This window comes from Vibrio rotiferianus CAIM 577 = LMG 21460, from assembly GCF_002741985.1.
Lineage (GTDB): Bacteria > Pseudomonadota > Gammaproteobacteria > Enterobacterales > Vibrionaceae > Vibrio > Vibrio rotiferianus.
Window position 1 is genome coordinate 14449 of record NZ_APHW01000021.1, and the last position, 18071, is coordinate 32519.

At 44.1% G+C, this 18071-nt stretch carries 17 protein-coding genes, 1 pseudogene, 1 riboswitch and 1 other annotated feature; of the genes and pseudogenes, 6 read left to right on the top strand and 12 right to left on the bottom strand.

What is annotated here, in order from left to right; all coding sequences use genetic code 11:
• Window positions 1-53: 53 nt before the first annotated feature.
• Window positions 54-192, bottom strand: a sequence feature (His leader region).
• 352 nt (window positions 193-544) lie between these two features.
• Complete coding sequence (locus tag B853_RS09495; protein ID WP_038882813.1) at window positions 545-1498, top strand: sigma-54 interaction domain-containing protein; 954 nt, start codon at window positions 545-547, stop codon at window positions 1496-1498.
• A gap of 291 nt (window positions 1499-1789) precedes the next feature.
• On the opposite strand, the gene tet(35) is transcribed toward B853_RS09495, so the two are convergent.
• On the bottom strand, window positions 1790-3391 hold the full coding sequence (gene tet(35) / locus B853_RS09500) for a tetracycline efflux Na+/H+ antiporter family transporter Tet(35) (protein WP_010449167.1): 1602 nt from the start codon (window positions 3389-3391) through the stop codon (window positions 1790-1792).
• 109 nt (window positions 3392-3500) lie between these two features.
• Window positions 3501-3681, bottom strand: a riboswitch (Lysine riboswitch).
• 603 nt (window positions 3682-4284) lie between these two features.
• On the opposite strand from tet(35), the gene B853_RS09505 reads away from it, so the two are divergent.
• The gene (locus B853_RS09505; RefSeq protein ID WP_038882800.1) at window positions 4285-4698 is read left to right on the top strand and encodes an H-NS family histone-like protein; all 414 of its coding nucleotides are present in this window, start codon (window positions 4285-4287) and stop codon (window positions 4696-4698) included.
• Between the two features lie 145 nt (window positions 4699-4843).
• Here B853_RS09505 and B853_RS09510 read toward each other — a convergent pair whose 3' ends face one another.
• Entirely contained in the window at window positions 4844-6148 is a 1305-nt protein-coding gene (locus tag B853_RS09510) for an inosine/guanosine kinase (RefSeq protein ID WP_010449171.1), read from the bottom strand.
• Window positions 6149-6264: 116 nt separating this feature from the next.
• A complete protein-coding gene (locus B853_RS09515) occupies window positions 6265-6534 on the bottom strand; it encodes a hypothetical protein (RefSeq protein ID WP_010449173.1) in 270 nt (89 codons plus the stop codon).
• Window positions 6535-6722: 188 nt separating this feature from the next.
• On the opposite strand from B853_RS09515, the gene mnmA reads away from it, so the two are divergent.
• The 3 genes from mnmA (at window position 6723) to purB (ending at window position 9999) form a co-directional block, all read left to right on the top strand.
• Window positions 6723-7847, top strand: coding sequence for a tRNA 2-thiouridine(34) synthase MnmA (gene mnmA / locus B853_RS09520; protein ID WP_038882799.1), 1125 nt, complete (start codon window positions 6723-6725; stop codon window positions 7845-7847).
• A gap of 10 nt (window positions 7848-7857) precedes the next feature.
• Window positions 7858-8475, top strand: coding sequence for a high frequency lysogenization protein HflD (hflD, locus tag B853_RS09525; RefSeq protein ID WP_005427511.1), 618 nt, complete (start codon window positions 7858-7860; stop codon window positions 8473-8475).
• A gap of 153 nt (window positions 8476-8628) precedes the next feature.
• Window positions 8629-9999 (top strand): adenylosuccinate lyase, encoded by a 1371-nt coding sequence (gene purB, locus B853_RS09530; protein WP_010449178.1) that lies wholly within the window; start codon window positions 8629-8631, stop codon window positions 9997-9999.
• A 263-nt stretch (window positions 10000-10262) separates the two neighbouring features.
• Here the strand turns inward: purB and B853_RS09535 are convergent, their stop codons facing one another.
• From B853_RS09535 to htpX, 9 genes and pseudogenes are all read right to left on the bottom strand, one after another.
• Window positions 10263-10781, bottom strand: a complete 519-nt coding sequence (locus tag B853_RS09535; RefSeq protein WP_038882798.1) for a DUF3833 domain-containing protein — start codon at window positions 10779-10781, stop codon at window positions 10263-10265.
• Between the two features lie 17 nt (window positions 10782-10798).
• Window positions 10799-11392, bottom strand: coding sequence for a chalcone isomerase family protein (locus B853_RS09540; RefSeq protein ID WP_038882797.1), 594 nt, complete (start codon window positions 11390-11392; stop codon window positions 10799-10801).
• Window positions 11352-11864: a DUF2878 domain-containing protein gene (locus tag B853_RS09545; RefSeq protein WP_038882796.1), complete on the bottom strand. Its 513-nt coding sequence runs from the start codon at window positions 11862-11864 to the stop codon at window positions 11352-11354. Before B853_RS09545 ends, B853_RS09540 begins: the two co-directional genes overlap by 41 nt.
• Before the next feature lie 6 nt (window positions 11865-11870).
• Window positions 11871-13129, bottom strand: a pseudogene (locus B853_RS09550) (class I SAM-dependent methyltransferase).
• Complete coding sequence (locus B853_RS09555; RefSeq protein WP_038882794.1) at window positions 13123-13944, bottom strand: DUF1365 domain-containing protein; 822 nt, start codon at window positions 13942-13944, stop codon at window positions 13123-13125. The pseudogene B853_RS09550 and the gene B853_RS09555 overlap by 7 nt, the downstream one beginning before the upstream one ends.
• 1 nt (window position 13945) lies before the next feature.
• On the bottom strand, window positions 13946-15256 hold the full coding sequence (locus B853_RS09560) for an NAD(P)/FAD-dependent oxidoreductase (RefSeq protein ID WP_038882793.1): 1311 nt from the start codon (window positions 15254-15256) through the stop codon (window positions 13946-13948).
• A 12-nt stretch (window positions 15257-15268) separates the two neighbouring features.
• The gene (locus tag B853_RS09565; protein ID WP_038882792.1) at window positions 15269-15994 is read right to left on the bottom strand and encodes an SDR family oxidoreductase; all 726 of its coding nucleotides are present in this window, start codon (window positions 15992-15994) and stop codon (window positions 15269-15271) included.
• Window positions 15991-16410, bottom strand: coding sequence for a nuclear transport factor 2 family protein (locus tag B853_RS09570; protein WP_038882791.1), 420 nt, complete (start codon window positions 16408-16410; stop codon window positions 15991-15993). Before B853_RS09570 ends, B853_RS09565 begins: the two co-directional genes overlap by 4 nt.
• A gap of 213 nt (window positions 16411-16623) precedes the next feature.
• Window positions 16624-17493 (bottom strand): protease HtpX, encoded by an 870-nt coding sequence (gene htpX / locus B853_RS09575; protein WP_081641135.1) that lies wholly within the window; start codon window positions 17491-17493, stop codon window positions 16624-16626.
• Window positions 17494-17863: 370 nt separating this feature from the next.
• On the opposite strand from htpX, the gene B853_RS09580 reads away from it, so the two are divergent.
• The gene (locus B853_RS09580; protein ID WP_010449198.1) at window positions 17864-18031 is read left to right on the top strand and encodes a hypothetical protein; all 168 of its coding nucleotides are present in this window, start codon (window positions 17864-17866) and stop codon (window positions 18029-18031) included.
• Window positions 18032-18071 lie beyond the last annotated feature (40 nt).

Consider the following 18071-nt stretch of genomic DNA (forward strand, 5'->3'; position numbering starts at 1 on the left):
TGCTTTATCCCTGTGCAAAATTTGGTAATTTGAATATTTTATAAACCAGTAAAACTAAAAAACCCTCGAGAGATGTTGGTCTCCCGAGGGTTTGAAATCTGTTTTCACTTTGATTTTCACCTCCGGGAGTTTCCTATCTCCCGGGTATGCGTACATCTCCCGAAAGACTAGGCTGGGTGATGATGGTGATGAATGTTCATTACAAAATTACGCATACTTATTTAAACTCGATTGAATTGCTTCGTTAACAACCACACTAACTAAGCTTCTGATTTTTTTCAACACAAAAATTAAACTTTTAGCAAAACACCACTTAACCAATTGTTTTTAAACGAATTAAAGTTAGCTCAATCTTAAGCTCACATCAAATCGCGTTGTAGATGTTTAACTTGGTGAAACCATGTAAACCCATTTCGCAAAAAGTTAGTCTGTTAGGTTGAACACAAAGAACCACATGTCATTCTCATATTTGAGAGCGCGAATCATCCCTGAGACAGTTAATCCTGACTATCCTTCTTATGGGGCATCGGAAGAAATAATATTAATGAAAATTCGCAAAGTGGGAGTTAAGCAGACCACTGCTGACCAGCATCCACAACTTCAGCTTTTGATCGGAGAAAGCTCATGCATTAACGAGTTACGCACCAACATCACTAAATACGCCAAAAGCGATGCTGAGGTGCTGATTCATGGTGAGACAGGCGTCGGTAAGGGACTCTGTGCGCACATAATTCACGAACTTTCGTCACGACATGAACACCCTTTTGTCTCGGTCAACTGCGGGGCTATACCTTCAGGTCTTGTAGCTTCGGAGCTGTTCGGACACACGAAAGGCGCCTTCACTGGCGCAATCCATGATCGCACTGGATTTGTCGAAAGAGCAAATAAGGGAACGCTTTTTCTAGACGAAATAGGCGATATGCCACCTGATTCGCAAATACATTTATTGCACTTTTTGGAAAGTAAGCAAATTCAAAAGTTAGGTGGGGACAAATGCTTAAACGTTGATTGTCGTATTATCGCTGCTAGCCACGTGGATTTAAAAAGTGAAGTAGTAAGGGGGAACTTTCGAGAGGATCTCTTTTATCGTCTAAACATCCTTCCGCTCTCCGTCCCTCCTGTCAGGCGTCGTGGTCATGACATTTTGTTATTAGCACAGCATTTTTTAAATCAGCTGCAAAATGGAGAAGAATTCGAGATATCAAAAAAAGCTGAAGATAAATTAATGGCGCATTCATGGCCAGGTAATGTACGCGAACTGAGAAATGTCATTCAGCGAGCTATTGTAATGAGTGAAGATGGCACAATCTTAGAAGCTGATCTGGGATTAAATAGCAAAGATAGAGAAATCCTGCCTAATAGCGAACAAATTGACTTAGAGTTCCTGCTTCAAGCTATTGAAGATAACAAACATAATATGAGCGCTGCTGCAAGGCAACTTGGTATTTCCAGAACCACCTTATATCGTCTCATCAAGAAATATAACTTACACGTATAAAGTGTAACGTAACACTGTGTAACACACGTAATCCACACTTTCAGTTACTTAGCAAAAAGCCAAGATAACTGCCATTCTAGCTATAATAAAATCATAGACTTAAATCCGGCATAGCCCTTGCTTAATAACCAATATTGTTTAAGTAAGTTGAGGTGTATTTTACAGCACTACTTTTCTCTAACTGTTACCCCAAAAACGCGATAGCCCCCCCCTCACCTATATATCGCGTTAAAAAAAAGCTCCGCCTGACCTCGGCGGAGCTTCCTCTTTTAATAAGCTACATTCGATGCGCTAAGCGTTTTGACATGACGCCATTTTAGACTTAGAGATCCAAGATAGTACTGCACATACAATCACAAACGTAATTGATGCTGCAATAAACGAGAACGCAATAGACGCTGTCATACCCAGAACAATAAAGCCCACACATGAAACAAGTGCTACCGAAAGCGCATAAGGTAACTGCGTTGATACGTGATCAATGTGGTTACAACGTGCGCCAGTCGATGACAGAATTGTGGTATCTGAGATAGGTGAACAGTGGTCACCGAATACAGCACCAGCCAGAACAGCACTTAACATTGGTAGCATTAGTGCTACGTCTGTTGCACCAGCCATATCACCCGCAATTGGAAGCATGATCCCGAACGTACCCCATGAAGTACCTGTTGAGAATGCCATTAGGCCAGAAAGCAAGAATAGGATAACCGGCAGCCAATGAGGGTTAATGTTACCTTGCGCCATTGTCGATAGGTAAGAACCCGTCTTCATGTCACCGATAACAGAGCCGATAGTCCATGCGAATACAAGAATTAGAATCGCACCAAACATCGATTTAGCACCAATCCAAAGTGTGCGACCAATCTCTGCCATTGGAATGCCTTGTTTAAACACAGTAAACAGTGCTACAGCTAGGCCAAGCAAGCTACCGTAGATTAAAGACATACCAACATCGGTGTTCTCAAACGCACCTAGAAGAGCAAACTCTTTACCGTCCGCAGCTAGTGCTTGACCACCGGTGTAAAGCATAGATGCGATAGTAGCAACGATAAGCGTTACGATTGGAAGCACTAGGTCAGAAACTTTGCCCTTCTCGCTTTCACGAATATCTAGCTCTTCGTTAAGCTCGTGAGCTTCTTGAGTATCGTTTTCTTTATCTTTGTCAAAACCACGGCCTTGAGATGCTGCGATTTCATGGTCACGCATCTTACCAATATCAAGACCAAACCACGCAACTGCAAATACCATTAGTAGCGCAAAGACAGCGTAGAAGTTCATTGGGATAAGGCGTACATAAGCACCAAGCGCTGAGTACTCCGTGATACCGTGTGACACCAAGATACCACCGATAATCGTAATAATGTACGCACCCCAGCTAGAAGCTGGCATGATCACACACATTGGTGCAGCGGTTGAGTCAAGGATGTACGCAAGCTTGGCGCGAGAGACGTAGAAACGGTCAGTCACTGGGCGAGAGATCGCACCAACGGCAAGGCTATTAAAGTAATCGTCGACAAAAATGAATACGCCTAAGAAGGCAGCAAGAAGTTTAGAGCCGCGTTTACTTTTTACTCGTGTTTGCGCCCATTCCGCAAAAGCGCGCGTACCACCGGACAGTGTCAATAACGCTGTTGTCATACCTAGAAGAATTAGGAAGCCAACAATACTCATATTCCAAGTGTTAATACCACCGTCTTCAATAAAGACAGAAGAAACTTGAGTACTCACATAGCCTACTGTATTACCAATAGACCAATCATTAAGTAGAATCGCACCAAGTACGATACCTACACCAAGAGAAACTAATACGCGTCGAGTTAGAATCGCCAGTGTCAAAGCAACAATAGGCGGTAATAACGAAACAGGAGAATGTGCAAAATCTATTAAATTCATGATCTTCAAAAACCAAAGTTTGGCTAGAGATCTACTGCAGACAAGTCACGTAGCATACGGTACGTGCTCATGTTGAACTTAGCGACAGGGAAGCGAACACTCCACCCAACCCTACAGTAGCGCTCCATAGTTTAATGTTTATATACTATGGCAGTGTTGCTCCTTTCGGATACAACCCCAGCAAGTGGTTTCGATAGGCCACTTACTTCGGCAATCTTCGCCTTCCACTATTATTCATTGGCATCACCCCAATAATAGCTACTCTTCGAGACTGCGCCTCTACGGCAACAACAAACAATTAACCATTAATTGTACAAATTAACAACATATTGTCTGCAATATTGCATCAGGTATTTGCCATTGTACTCATGAGGACCACCAATGCAACACATCAAACTAAATTAAATCGATAAATAATCGTCACAATGATTTATAAATGAAATGTAACTGAAACATGGATTACGCAACTGCAATCACATTAATTAAATAAATAGAAGTTGACGTAAACACTCTACCTTTAGCACTGTGCATTTAAGCTCATAATATTCGAAAAGGAGCAATTCCCCAAATAAGAGTAAGTCTCATATCGCATATTTAAATTCTATCGGTCATACAGCGGCCTTTCACCTAAAGAATAGATTAACAACTTTATGATTAAAGTGATTCCCGCTGAGTATTAAAGCCAATAATGCTTACTAGGCCAAATAAGTTTGAACTTATATTAAACAGTACGCTCCAATATTGAACTTTTATAGAAAAAATTACTTATTGTTTGCCAACCACGGAAAGATGGCGTTAAATATTAAAGTTTAATATTTCTATTATTTTGTTTGTTTTAATTAATCACTAGCATTATTATTACCAAACACCCTACTTAAAGAATAGGAACAGTTATGTCTGAGCTGACAAAAACACTTCTAAATATTCGTAGCCTACGCGCATTTTCACGTGAGCTAACTCTAGAGCAACTTGAAGAAGCACTAGATAAACTAACTATCGTAGTTCAAGAACGCAAAGAAGCTGAAGAAGCTGATCGCGCTGCACAAGCAGAGCAAGAAGCAAAACTAGCAGCAATTGCAGAACAAATCGCCCAAGATGGTATCGACGTTAATGCACTAATTAGCGCACTATCAGGTGAAACAAAAACAAAAACAAAAACTAAGTCTAAGCGCGCTCCACGCCCAGCTAAATACAAATATGTAGATACAACTGGCGAAGAGAAAACTTGGACAGGCCAAGGCCGTACACCTTCTGCAATTCAAGAGCAATTGGATGCCGGTAAATCGCTAGATGATTTCCTAATCTAATCTCGACCAACAGTCATACTAAAAAGGCTCCTCTAAGGAGCCTTTTTTATCTCTTACACATTTGTATTCTTCACTAAACTCAGAAAGCTCAGACAAAAAAGGCGCATTAAAAATATGCGCCTTATAAAGTCATGGTGAAGAACGGTTAACGCTCCCAGTACGCCTCTTCTAGGCTATCTTCTCGCTCAGGCAGTCCACGAGATAGACGAGGAGAATGCTGCACTAGCACTTCATAGCTTGCACGGTTCGCGTATTTACATACTTGCGAAAACGAAGAATACGTTAAAAACTGATGCGCATGCTTGCTGGAGTTTGGCACATTTTCTTTGTGGTACTTATTTGCGGCCATATCATGAAGTACTGCAGATAACGCAGCATCACCAGCACCATTGGTATTTTTAATTTTCTCAGGGCCACCCATATAAGGAGAAATATGAGAATAAACTTTAATTGGGTTTACACTTGCATCCTTTTTCGCTGGACGGCTAAATTCGTAGCGGTTAAATTCCGCGATCGAGCCAGGAAGCAATGGAAGTGAAGTTTCGCGCTTAGCATCATCTTCTGTATAACCCGCCATAAACAATCCAACAGGGCCCGCTGTACATAATACAAGATCAGCCCATTCTAATGTTTTATCAGACGCAGCCAATGGATCAGATTCACCAGTAAGTGCCTCTGCTTCATCTTCATTCATTGCCACAACCGATACGTTATCGCGAATAAATTCTTGCCAGAATGTAGGATCATCTTGAATAACGAATTTAGTACCTAGTGTTAATACCACTGGTACGTCGTGTTTCTTCGCGTATTCAATCGCGCGCATGGTTGCTTCAGGCATTGGGTCGCCTTCTTTACAACGAACTAGGTACGCTGTGAGAACCAGAGCAGATGCACTCTTGAAGATTTTCTCAGGAATATTGTCTGGGTGAAGTTGGTTCATTTGGCCTTCGCTGATTGCGAAAGTACGTTCACCGTCTTCAGTAATAAGAGCAAAACAACGACCGATTGCACCTTCAACACCTTGAAGGTAGTTTAAGTCCATACGGCTTGACGTATTACATAGGTAGCGGTAACCGTAGCTACCGATTTTGATATCCTGGCTCATAACGCCTAGAAGTGTAGAGCGGTCATCTGCCAATACAGAGTAGTTATGTAGCGTGTTACCGATCGTACCGCCCGCATACTCATTCGTAATTAGGTTGTCTTCTTTTAGCTGCTGGTAAAGCGCTTCTGCCGTTGCATCATCAATTACCAGCGAGTGTCCCTTACTCAAACCATATTTTTCGATTACATCCGTGGTAACTTTAGCTTCGATATCTACCAACGTCTGATCAATACCGATAATGTGAGTACGCGTCATTTTCTTGCTTTCTTGTGCTTGACTCACTAAAGGGTCGCGAGCATGAACAGGAAAATAATGCTTCGATTTGCGTTGTCCAGGAAATTTCATATTGTTTGTCTGAATAAGGGATGAAAAGGAGAACGGATTCTATACCGCTGTTATAAAAGCAGCAATAAAAGCAATTATAGCAAACGTTTGCATTCTATTTTTTTCTTTCAGGCTACTTATTCACCTTCCATAAAGCTTAGATCAGGTAATTGCTCCAGGTGCTCGCTATAACGCTTTAAGTTGAACTCCCCTTCATTTTTCATCACGTCAAAAATCTCAATCGACATCGCACACGCCATCATTGCAATCGCGTCTTCACGTGGAGTGCCTGTCATCATTAGGCGCATGAGCGTTTCTTTTACTTTAAGTGGGTTGCTGTCTTCGAGTTGATTTTCGACAATTTCAATCAACTCAGCTTCTTGCATAAATTGGTTTTCTTCGGTCATTTGATTTTTCCTCTTGGATTTTTGCCAACTATGCCATATATACCATCTCTATACTTATGAAATTACCAACTTGCGATTTTGTTGGAGAAAAGTACAGCAAATCGAAGTGTGATTTCGATCTCGGATCTGTCACCGGCCTGTGGATTCTGGTAGAATCTGCGTCCCGTTTATTTAAGTGGTGTTTAGTAATGTCTGATAACAGCCAAAAGAAAGTCATCGTCGGTATGTCCGGCGGCGTTGATTCATCTGTTTCTGCGTATCTTCTCAAGCAACAAGGCTACCAAGTAGAAGGCCTGTTCATGAAGAACTGGGAAGAAGATGACAACGAAGAATATTGTACAGCAGCAGAAGATCTTGCTGATGCTCAGGCAGTATGTGACAAGCTAGGCATTCACCTACACACCATCAACTTTGCTGCTGAGTACTGGGATAATGTATTTGAGTACTTCCTTGCTGAATACAAAGCAGGCCGTACACCAAACCCAGACATTCTTTGTAACAAAGAAATCAAGTTCAAAGCATTCCTAGAATTCGCTGATGAAGTGCTTGATGCTGATTACATTGCAATGGGTCACTACGTGCGTCGCTCTTTCCCAGAAAACGGTGAAAAGCCACAGATGCTGCGTGGTCTAGATGGCAATAAAGACCAAAGCTACTTCCTATACACGCTAAGCCACGAGCAAGTTGCGCGTAGCCTATTCCCTGTGGGTGATCTAGAGAAGCCAGAAGTGCGCCGCATCGCGGAAGAACAAGATCTAATCACGGCGAAAAAGAAAGACTCTACGGGTATCTGTTTCATCGGAGAACGTAAGTTCACAGAGTTCCTTGGTAAATATCTTCCGGCTCAACCAGGTGATATTGAAACACCTGAAGGCGAAGTGATTGGTCAGCACCAAGGCCTTATGTACCACACACTAGGTCAGCGTAAAGGTCTACACATCGGTGGCCGTAAAGGCGGCGGTGGTAACGAAGACCCATGGTTCGTTGGCGAGAAAGATCTTAAGCGCAACGTTTTGATTGCCGTTCAAGGTAAAGACCACCCAATGCTGAAATCAGAAGGTCTACTTGCATCACAACTTCACTGGGTAGATCGTGAGCCAATTCGCGATGTTATGAAGTGCACAGTGAAAACTCGTTACCGTCAGGAAGATATTCCTTGTACAATCATCCCTATCGATGATGAAAACATTAAAGTGATCTTTGACGAGCCACAAATTGCTGTGACGCCAGGTCAATCAGCTGTGTTCTATAAAGATGACGTGTGCCTAGGTGGCGGCATCATCGAGCAACGCATTAAATATTCTCAAGCTTAGGAGTCGTTACGTGGCGAATACACTTTATGACCGTACTATCGCTTTTGCAGGTATCTGCCAAGCTGTTGCTTTAGTTCAGCAGGTAGCGAGAGACGGACATTGTGATCAAGATGCCTTTGAAACGTCAATTAACGCCATTTTGAATACTAGCCCAGCGAACACCATTGGTGTTTTCGGTCGCGAAGCCGATCTTAAGCTGGGTCTTGAATGCTTGGTGAAAGGGATTGATAGCACCCCATCGGGAAGTGAAGTCACTCGCTACATCATCAGCCTAATGGCATTAGAGCGCAAGCTATCGGGTCGTAACGATGCAATGTCACAACTTGGTGATCGCATCCAAATGGCTCAGCGTCAAACGGAACATTTTGAATTGCTAGATGATCAAATGATCAGCAACCTAGCAAGCATTTACTTGGATGTAGTTAGCCCTATTGGTCCTCGTATTCAAGTAACTGGTACTCCATCGGTACTGCAACAAACCTCTAACCAGCACAAAGTTCGTGCGCTGTTGTTATCGGGTATTCGTAGTGCAGTACTTTGGCGTCAAGTTGGCGGTAAACGTCGCCACCTAATCTTCGGACGCAAAAAGATGGTAGAGCAAGCGCAAATCCTTCTTGCTCGAATGTAATAAGGTATCTAGTAAGCAGCTCGCGTTTATCGCGAGCTCATTTTTTTAGACCAAAACAAATCTCGCGCAAACGTTTGCGCAATATTCGTGACAATTGCCACAGTTATTGGTATAAAGCTCACGAAATTTAGAAACCCAATTCAGGAGAACATCATGGAACTGTCAGCATTGACTGCTGTTTCACCAGTAGACGGCCGTTACGGAAGCAAGACAATTGCGTTACGCGAAATTTTCAGTGAATACGGTCTACTAAAATACCGTACTATCGTTGAAATCCGCTGGCTACAAAAGCTTGCTGCTACTGCTGAAATTGCAGAAGTGCCAGCGTTTAGCGCAGAAGCAAACCAATTCCTAGACGACCTTGCTGCAAACTTCTCTGAAGAAGATGCACGCCGTATCAAAGAGATCGAGCGTACAACTAACCACGACGTTAAAGCGGTTGAGTACTTCCTAAAAGAGAAAGTAGCAGACGTTCCTGAACTGCACGCAGTAAACGAGTTCTTCCACTTTGCATGTACTTCTGAAGACATCAACAACACTTCACACGCTCTTATGCTTAAAGAAGCGCGTGAGAACGTGATTCTTCCAGAAATTCGCAACCTAATCGACGCTATCAAGGCGCTAGCTGTTGAATACCGCGACATTCCTCTTCTATCTCGTACACACGGTCAGCCTGCTTCTCCATCTACTATGGGTAAAGAAATGGCAAACGTGGCGTACCGTATGGAACGTCAATTCAAGCAAATCGAAAACGTTGAGATCCTAGCGAAAATCAACGGTGCAGTAGGTAACTACAACGCACACCTTTCTGCTTACCCAGAGCTAGATTGGCACAAGTTCTCTGAAGAGTTCATCACTGAGTCTCTTGGTGTTACTTGGAACCCTTACACAACTCAAATCGAACCACACGATTACATCGCTGAGCTTTTCGACGCTATCGCTCGTTTCAACACTATCCTGATTGACTTCGACCGTGACGTTTGGGGTTACATTGCACTAGGCCACTTCAAGCAAAAAACCATTGCTGGTGAGATTGGTTCTTCAACAATGCCTCACAAAGTTAACCCAATCGACTTTGAAAACTCAGAAGGTAACCTAGGCCTTGCGAACGCTGTGTTCGGTCACCTAGCACAAAAACTGCCTGTTTCTCGCTGGCAACGTGACCTAACTGACTCAACGGTTCTACGTAACCTTGGTGTTGGTGTTGGCTACGCAATCATCGCTTACACTTCTACGCTTAAAGGCATCAGCAAGCTAGAAGTAAACCGCGAAGCACTTCTTGCTGAACTAGACAAGAACTGGGAAGTACTAGCAGAGCCAGTACAAACAGTAATGCGTCGTTACGGCATCGAGAAGCCATACGAGAAGCTAAAAGAGCTAACTCGTGGTAAGCGTGTAGATGGCGAAGCAATGCGTAACTTCATCGACGGTCTTGAGCTTCCTGAGCATGAGAAAGCACGTCTGAAAGAGATGACGCCAGCAAACTACATCGGTCAAGCAATCGAGCTGACAGATAAGCTTTAAGAGAATCGAGAATCGAGAATCGAGAATCGAGAATCGGATAAATTTGAGGGTTGACGTGAAAGCGTCAACCCTTTCTTCGTTTAGGGGGAACGGGATTCGCCCTATGGAACGCTAAGTTTCAGGATAAGGGATAAAGCTCAGTTATATCCATTAAAGAAGCAACTTCTACCCATACATCCCAAATTTAACTTACCTTTACTGAAATACCAGCGAGCCTTCTCGATTCCTAAAGCGAAGCGTTCCCGCATCTCGATTCTTTATTTCTATTGCCTCTGGAAAAACAGTGTAATCGTCCCTACCTCGACCCCAAACTTCTTAATCTTGGTAAGGTTAAACACGTGCATGTCATCTTGGCGGTAGAGCCAATCATCGAACGATACCGTGATGGTTGAATCGTCCATTTTCAACTCGAAGTCGTATTGCCATTGCAGCGCATTACCCATCTCTTTCCCGGTCGCAACACCAATAATATCGTCCGCTTTACCTTGATAAGTACCGTCTTCGAGTCTGGTAATGACCCATATACGCTGGTCAAGCTCACCATCATCAAAGACAAAGTCTTCCACCAGCGTTAGTTCATTGCCTTCCACTGTGCCGACTATATCGACTTCAAATCTACGAGTTTGTTTCTCAGTATAGTCCTGCACCATTCCCCAGGCCTTGACGTCACCTTCGAAGTAGCCAAACAGGTCAAAGGCTGGCGATGCTGCTTGGTAGTTATCAATATCAGCAGAGCATGCGCTAAGAAGCGTTACCGCAGCAATCACTGGTGCTTTGAGCATTCGTTTTAATAATTTCACTACCTTACCTGCCCTATCAGTTGTTTACGAAGTTTAGGAAACTCTGTTTTCGGTGATAACCAAATCGAAAGAAACGCATCATTAAGTCGCTCATCTTTCACATATCCGACGGTTTGATACGGCTCGCTCCCGGCTTTTCGATAGATAAGTTGCCCATTTTTACCATCAGTGAGATAGGTAAGCTCATCACCCTTCTTAATGTTGGGAAACATAGTGTCCAGCTCCAAGATCCACTTTTGTCGGTAAGGCTCCGTAAAGCCCAGCTTTTGCCACTGCTCATCAGTCACATTGAGCAGCTGCTCTTTACTGATATCGCGCTGGTAGTTGATCTCTAAAGCAAAAGGATGGGGAGAAACGTCTCTAGACACCGAGTACTGACCATCGGGTGCTTTAAGGCGGGACTTGTAGATATCAAAAACAAACCAAGTGAGTTGAGCTTCGCCGACCGTTTGCCATTGTTGCCAATTGCTAGTGGTTATTATCTCACTCAAACCAACCACATTTTGGGCTTGCAAAGGCACTGCATAGAACAAGGAGGCTGCCATAACACTGCTAATCAGTTTCCGTCTCCAATTTCTCTTCAAGCTTTTCATTTCCGTACACCTTGAGTATCAGAAGCATCATTGCGCACCATTCGACGAACAAGATCGTAAGCGTGGTGCCAATGCTGAGGCCAAATTCAACGGCTTGGAGTTTGTAGCCAGCAAAGTAACTCGCTGTTCCTCCGATACCGCCTACTATAGATACGTAGGTTTTTGGAAAACGGTACAAAATTGGCTTGAGTTGGTAGGCATACCATGAGAATAAAACCCACAGACAAACAAGCCATATGGGCAACCAAGGGGTTGGGAATATAAAGAGGGAAAATTGCTTATTGAAGGTATCTAAGACCAAGCCGATAGATACAATCATGGCGATATTCTTGAGAGCGGAGGGGGCGGCTCTCCAGCAGTACACCAAGGTAAATAACGTGAGTATTAACGTCAGCCACTGCCATTGATAGGTCCCAAGCACCGCGGCAAACCAGCAGAGTTGGAACCATGTTGATGCAACAAACACTCTCATAACGAACTACGGACGCTGAAACGTCATGTGAACGGCACTGATCGTGCGAGCTAAGAAGCCACCCTCACAGTAGCTCAAGTAATAACGCCACATGCGCACGAAGCGATCATCGTAACCAAACGAGCGCACTTCACTCTCAGCTTGATTAAAGCGATGATGCCACTCGTTAAGCGTTTTAGCGTAATCCAACCCAATATCAAACAGATCTCGGGTAACCAAGTCACTGTACTTCGTCGTTGCTTGAGTAAGGGATGTGACTGAAGGTAAAAAGCCTCCTGGAAAAATGTACTTCTGAATAAAATCGACATTGTTGCTGTAGTAATCGTAGCGCTGGTCGGCAATCGTAATCGCTTGAATCGCCATCAAGCCCCCCCCGACTTCAACAAGGATTCACACTTCTTGATGTAAGAAGGCAGAAACTGCTTACCCACCGCTTCAATCATCTCTATAGAAACAAGCTTGTCGTAAGTTCCGGTGAGGTTGCGGTAATCCTCTTTAAGCAAAATGACTTTACCTTCTAAGCCACGCTCTTTGATCTTCTGTTCCGCGTACGCATGCTGCTCTTCAGAAATGGTTGTCGTCGTCACCTGACAGCCATATTGTTCAACCATGTAAATCGCCATTGCACCCCAGCCGGTGCCAATTTCGATGACATGATCGCTAGCTTTCAGCTCAAGTTGCTGACACAATCGATCCATTTTGTTGATTTGTGCCTGTTCTAATGAGTCGCCCACTTCGTTGTACAATGCTGACGAATACAGCATGTTGGTATCAAGAAACGCTTCATACAAGTTATTACCCAAGTCGTAGTGAGCATGAATATTCTTACGGGAGTTTTCTTGCGAGTTGCGGTTAGTCCAATGACTGAACTTATACAACAACCTTGTAAGCCAACTGCCCTGCTCTTCGAGCTTATCCAGTGCACGCATGTTGAGAGCCATCAACTTCATCAATGCCGTCAAATCTGGGCTATCCCACCAGCCGTCCATGTAAGCTTCACCTGCTGCAATACTACCGCCTTGTAAAATGCGTGAGTAAAAGCCCGGATGCTTGACCTCAATCGTCGCCACAACTGGCTCACCGTTATATTCTCCATTTGGCGTTGAGAATCTCTCACTGCGCTCAGTCGTTTCTGTTTTGAAGCTCTCAATAACCGTTAAGCAGCCGATTTCCATCTTTTGAAGACACTGAAAAAGAACTCCACGAGCCGCTTTTTGCGTCGTCGTTAATTCACGCGGCATTGCCATAGAAGTCGTATTTAACATGCAGAGTTCTCCTTGTGCTTATTATTCTTTTCTTCTTTACTCACTTGCTCAGGTTCTGTTGTTTCAGGTTGAGCGTATTTAGGATGTGAGTAAAAAGGCGCGCCTTTAATCCAAAGTTTTAGAGCGTGCCAGTAAATACCAACCATGACTTTTACCGTTTGAATCGGCGTAACGATCAAGCACTTCAATAAGGTTTTACTTGAAAGTGGCTGAGCTTTCATCGCCATGGTGGCATCAAAATGTTTTTCACCTTTGTGGCATTCAAGATGGATATTCAACTTGTCTGTCAAAGGTTTGATTTTCCAATGGTAGCGTTGGTCAATTGGGTTAAAAGGCGACACATGAAACGCTTTGTCTTGCTCCCAACCAAAGTTTTCATCCTGTTCATTTGCCGCTATTGCGTAATAATGACGTTCATTCCAAGGGGTGTTGCTGACTTCTGCCAGCAGGTACTTCCACTCGCCCTCCTTGTTATAAACGTAGTAGAAATTGACCGGACTGAAATAGAGCCCTAAGTAACGCAGGTGACAAACGGCAATCACTTTACCCGTCAAACGAACACCAGTGAGCGCTTCCAGTTTGTCTTGAACGGCTGACTTAATGCATCCTTTACCACCGATGTAATCACTGCGCTTAAAACGTGCCCAATGCCACCAGCATGCTCCAAAGCCCCAGACATTTTTCTCCAACGCCTCAAGTTCATCTAAGTCGATGGCAGGCATAAATAGTGAGTAATTCAGCTCATGACTCACAGGCGTGAATCGACGGTGGCGAACATTGCCTATAAACAATCGGCTGTTTATCTGGCTACTCATATCACGCCGCGCCTTTTTCAAAGGGCACCACATTTTGCTCGCGGTATTTTTCTTCTAGCCCTTGAACGACATCAAGCGCGCTACGAACACCATCTTCATGGAAGCCGTTGTACCAATAGGCACCACAGAACCATGTGCTCTGTTTGCCTTGGACTTCGTCTTTACGTTGCTGGGCGGCAATAGACTCCGTGGTAAACACTGGATGATGGTAAGTGAATGAACGTAGAATCTTGTTTGGGTTGATTTTTTTCATACTGTTCAACGTGACACAGAAAGTATGCTCAGACTGAATGTGCTGCAGTATGTTCATGTTATAAGTCAAAGAAGGCAGACGCTCTTGCTCTTCTTGACTGCCATCAAGTAGGTAATTCCACGCCGCCCACGCCGCCTTGCGTTTTGGCAACAGGCCGATATCCGTATGCAACACGACCTCGTTTGCTTGGTACGCCATGTCGCCTAAGATTTCTTGTTCGGTAGAGCTTATATCGCCCAGCATTCGCATTGCTTGGTCACTGTGGCATGCGAAGATAACGTCATCAAACCAGTGCGTCTCACCATGAACTTCAATACCAACACCGTTATCAGTACGGATGACTTTTTCGACTGGGCTGTTAAGACGAATATTATCGGCAAAGCCTCTGCTCAACGGCCCAATGTAAGAGCGCGAGCCGCCTTTTATCACATACCATTGCGGGCGGTTTGTGATATCTAACAATCCGTGATTGAGGAAGAATCGCAAGAAGAACATTAACGGGAATGCGCGCATGTCAGCCAAGGTCGATGACCAGATTGCGGCACCCATCGGTAATATGTAGTTATCAGTAAAAAACGGGCTGAAGTCGTGTTCGTCAAGAAACTCCCCTAGAGTCTGAGAGTCTGTCGAGTTATCGTTAGCAAAGCTTTTCGCCAGTTTGTTAAAACGAAGGATCTCGGAGATAAAGCGGTAGAATTTTGGGTTCACCCAGTTTCGTTTTTGAGCAAACAATGTCGACACGGTGTGGCCGTTGTACTCCAAGCCATTACCATCGTTTCTGACGCTGAAGCTCATTTGGGTCGGCAAACCTTCGACACCAATTTCGTTCATCATTTTGATGAAGTTTGGGTAAGTCCGGTCGTTGTAAACAATAAAGCCGGTGTCGATCGCGTACTCTTTTCCGTCAAGGCTCACGTCGACAGTCGCCGTATGCCCGCCTATGTAGTCATTCGCCTCGAACAACGTTACGTCATGTTCTTTATGCAAGTAATAGCCACAAGTGAGACCAGAAATCCCGGTACCAACGATGGCGATTTTCTTTCTTCCTGCAACGTTCATGCTTCTTCCTTCTTATGATACGAGTTTTGCGGTTAGCCGTGCTTGCCAGCTGTAGGGAAGCAGCGAGATAAAGCGCAAAATGCCAGTGAATCTCGCTGGGAAATAGATGTGGCTTTTATTTGCGTCCAACTGTTTGCGGATGGCAGCAGAAGCCTGCTTTACCGACACAATCATCGGCATATCAAAAGTGTTTTTGTCAGTGAGAGGCGTTTCAACAAAGCCGGGGAAAACCGTGACGACTTTGATCCCTTTCTTCTTTAAGTCGACTGCCAGCGTGCGTGCGAAATAACTCACTGCGGCTTTAGATGCGCCGTAAGCCTCTGCTCGAGGCAATGCGACTTCCGATGCAATGGAACCAACAATCACGACACGATGACCACGTTCAAAGCGAGGCTGACAAGCTTCAACACAATTAGCGACACCAACCACATTCACGTTCATAACGCGCGCCATGAGTTTCGCGTCAACAACGCCGTCATCCATGTATTCGCAGTCGCCAGCGTTGAAAATCCAGTTTTCAGGATTAAAAGGCAATTCAGACAGTGTTTGGAGCGTTTCGTCATACTGCGTCACATCAAAACGTAAGGTTGAGACGTTCTTCGACGCGCCCTCAAGCTCTGCCAACACGGCCTCATTGCGTCCGCAGGCAATCACTTTCCAGCCTGAGTTTGCATAGTCCAATGCGAGCTGACGTCCAATCCCCGAAGTCGCCCCTGTAATCAGTACCGAACCACTCATTGTCCTAGCCTCTGTTTGATGGTTTTAACCACAGAGCCAAGTAGCGGCAGGTTTTCGTATAGCATTTCACCCAAGTCAAAATAGTCTCGATGATAAATAACCTGCCCGTCGCAGAATTTAAGATGCGAAACGCCGTTCACCGAAATAGGTGAGCCTTTCTGTAGTTTTGGGTGCTGCAAATCCATCGTCCAAGTGAGGAATCCAGTCTCCCCGACTTGTTGATGGTCATGAATGACGAAATCACAACGAATGACATTGGTATAAAGTGATTGAAAGTAATCCGACAGCGCAGGCCACCCCTCTAGACGATGAGCAGCATCTTCAAACACTACATCCTGGTGGTAAACCTCTTCTAGCAAGTGCAAATTTGCCTTGCTCAGCTTTTGATAAATGTTGCCAACTGACTGAATGTCCATTCTTACGCTCCTATATCACCTTCAACAGTTGTACAAAATTATTATATGTACAAGATAGCTCAATCATGAAAAGTTGTACAAAAATATTTTTGTATAACTTTGTTTCTGTAGAGTGATACGTGATGGAGTGCGGTAGCGATCAATAGATACAAAAAAAGGCTTGGTCAAAAAACCAAGCCTTTTCAGGAGATTAACTATTTACTTGCTGAATGATTAGTACTGTTGGCTACGTAGTGCCGCAATACGCTTATCTAGCGGTGGGTGGCTCATTAGAAGCTCAGTCATCGAACGCTTACCGTTGATACCAAACGCCATCATAGTGCCATCCAGTTGAGATTCGTGGCTCATCTTCAAACGCTCAAGCGCAGCGATCATCTTCTCTTTACCCACTAGATGCGCTGCACCCGCGTCAGCGTGGAATTCGCGATGACGGCTGTACCACATAGTAAGGAAGCTAGCTAGGAAGCCGAACACCAGTTCAAGCACCATGGACACAATGAAGTAAACCATCATGTTTGAGCCTTGACCTTCCTCATCGTCATTCGAAGCAACAATGTTAGCAATGAAACGAGATAGGAAGATAACGAAGGTATTCACGACACCTTGCATTAGCGTCATGGTCACCATATCACCGTTAGCGATGTGGCTAACCTCATGCGCAAGTACCGCTTCCGCTTCATCACGAGTCATGTTGTGCAAAAGACCAGTAGATACTGCAACTAGCGAATCATCACGCTTAGCACCGGTTGCAAATGCGTTGATGTCTGCCGCATCATAAATAGCGACGGTTGGCATACCGATGCCCGCTTGTTGAGCTTGGCGCCCAACTGTTTCTAGAAGCCAATGTTCAGTTTCGTTACGTGGGCTCTCAATCACCATGCCGCCTACCGAGCGTAGTGCCATGCTCTTAGACATCATTAGCGAGATGAATGCGCCACCAAAACCAAACACTGCTGCCATCAGTAGTAGACCAGACAGACTGCCTGGCTGCATTCCAGTTACAGCGTAAACAATATTCAGAACAACACTAAGCACTAGCACGACTGCTAGGTTAGTTGCTAGGAATAACATAATTCGCTTCATTACTTTTCTCCGAGGAAGCTTATCGTTTTTTTAAAACGGATTATTATATGGAACAAGATTTATATCTAAGTAACAGAACGTCTGAAAAGCTCGCTCTGCTTGGTTTCGTGCTCCGTTGCGTTATAGATATAGTCTATCCTCGATAAAAACAAGGTTAAGCAATAAATTGCAACATTTGTTTTCGAGATTGAAATATTTACACAAACTGCAAAATTTAACTCCCATAGAAACAGCGCCTTAGCCTAGGTATAGACTTTGGTCTTATTGTGCGACTATCTGTACGTGCTAGATTCAGCTTAGATGAACGAAACGGGGCGAGCTTTAAGGACAAAAAAGCAGTTCCAAACTTCCATGTCTTGAGGGAAAAATCATGGTAGAAACTAACGACTATCAAATGGCTATCGATCTACTTTGTTGTCATCTAGGTATCTCAGAGGATGAGGCAAAACAACAGCTAGGTATTTCAACCGATGCTCACATGTCAAAGCGCGTTGCTGAAACGCAACAAGCTTTGATGGGGCTTAGCCAAGAGAAATAAACTAAACGTCGAATCTTACGATTAGACACATAGGTTTACA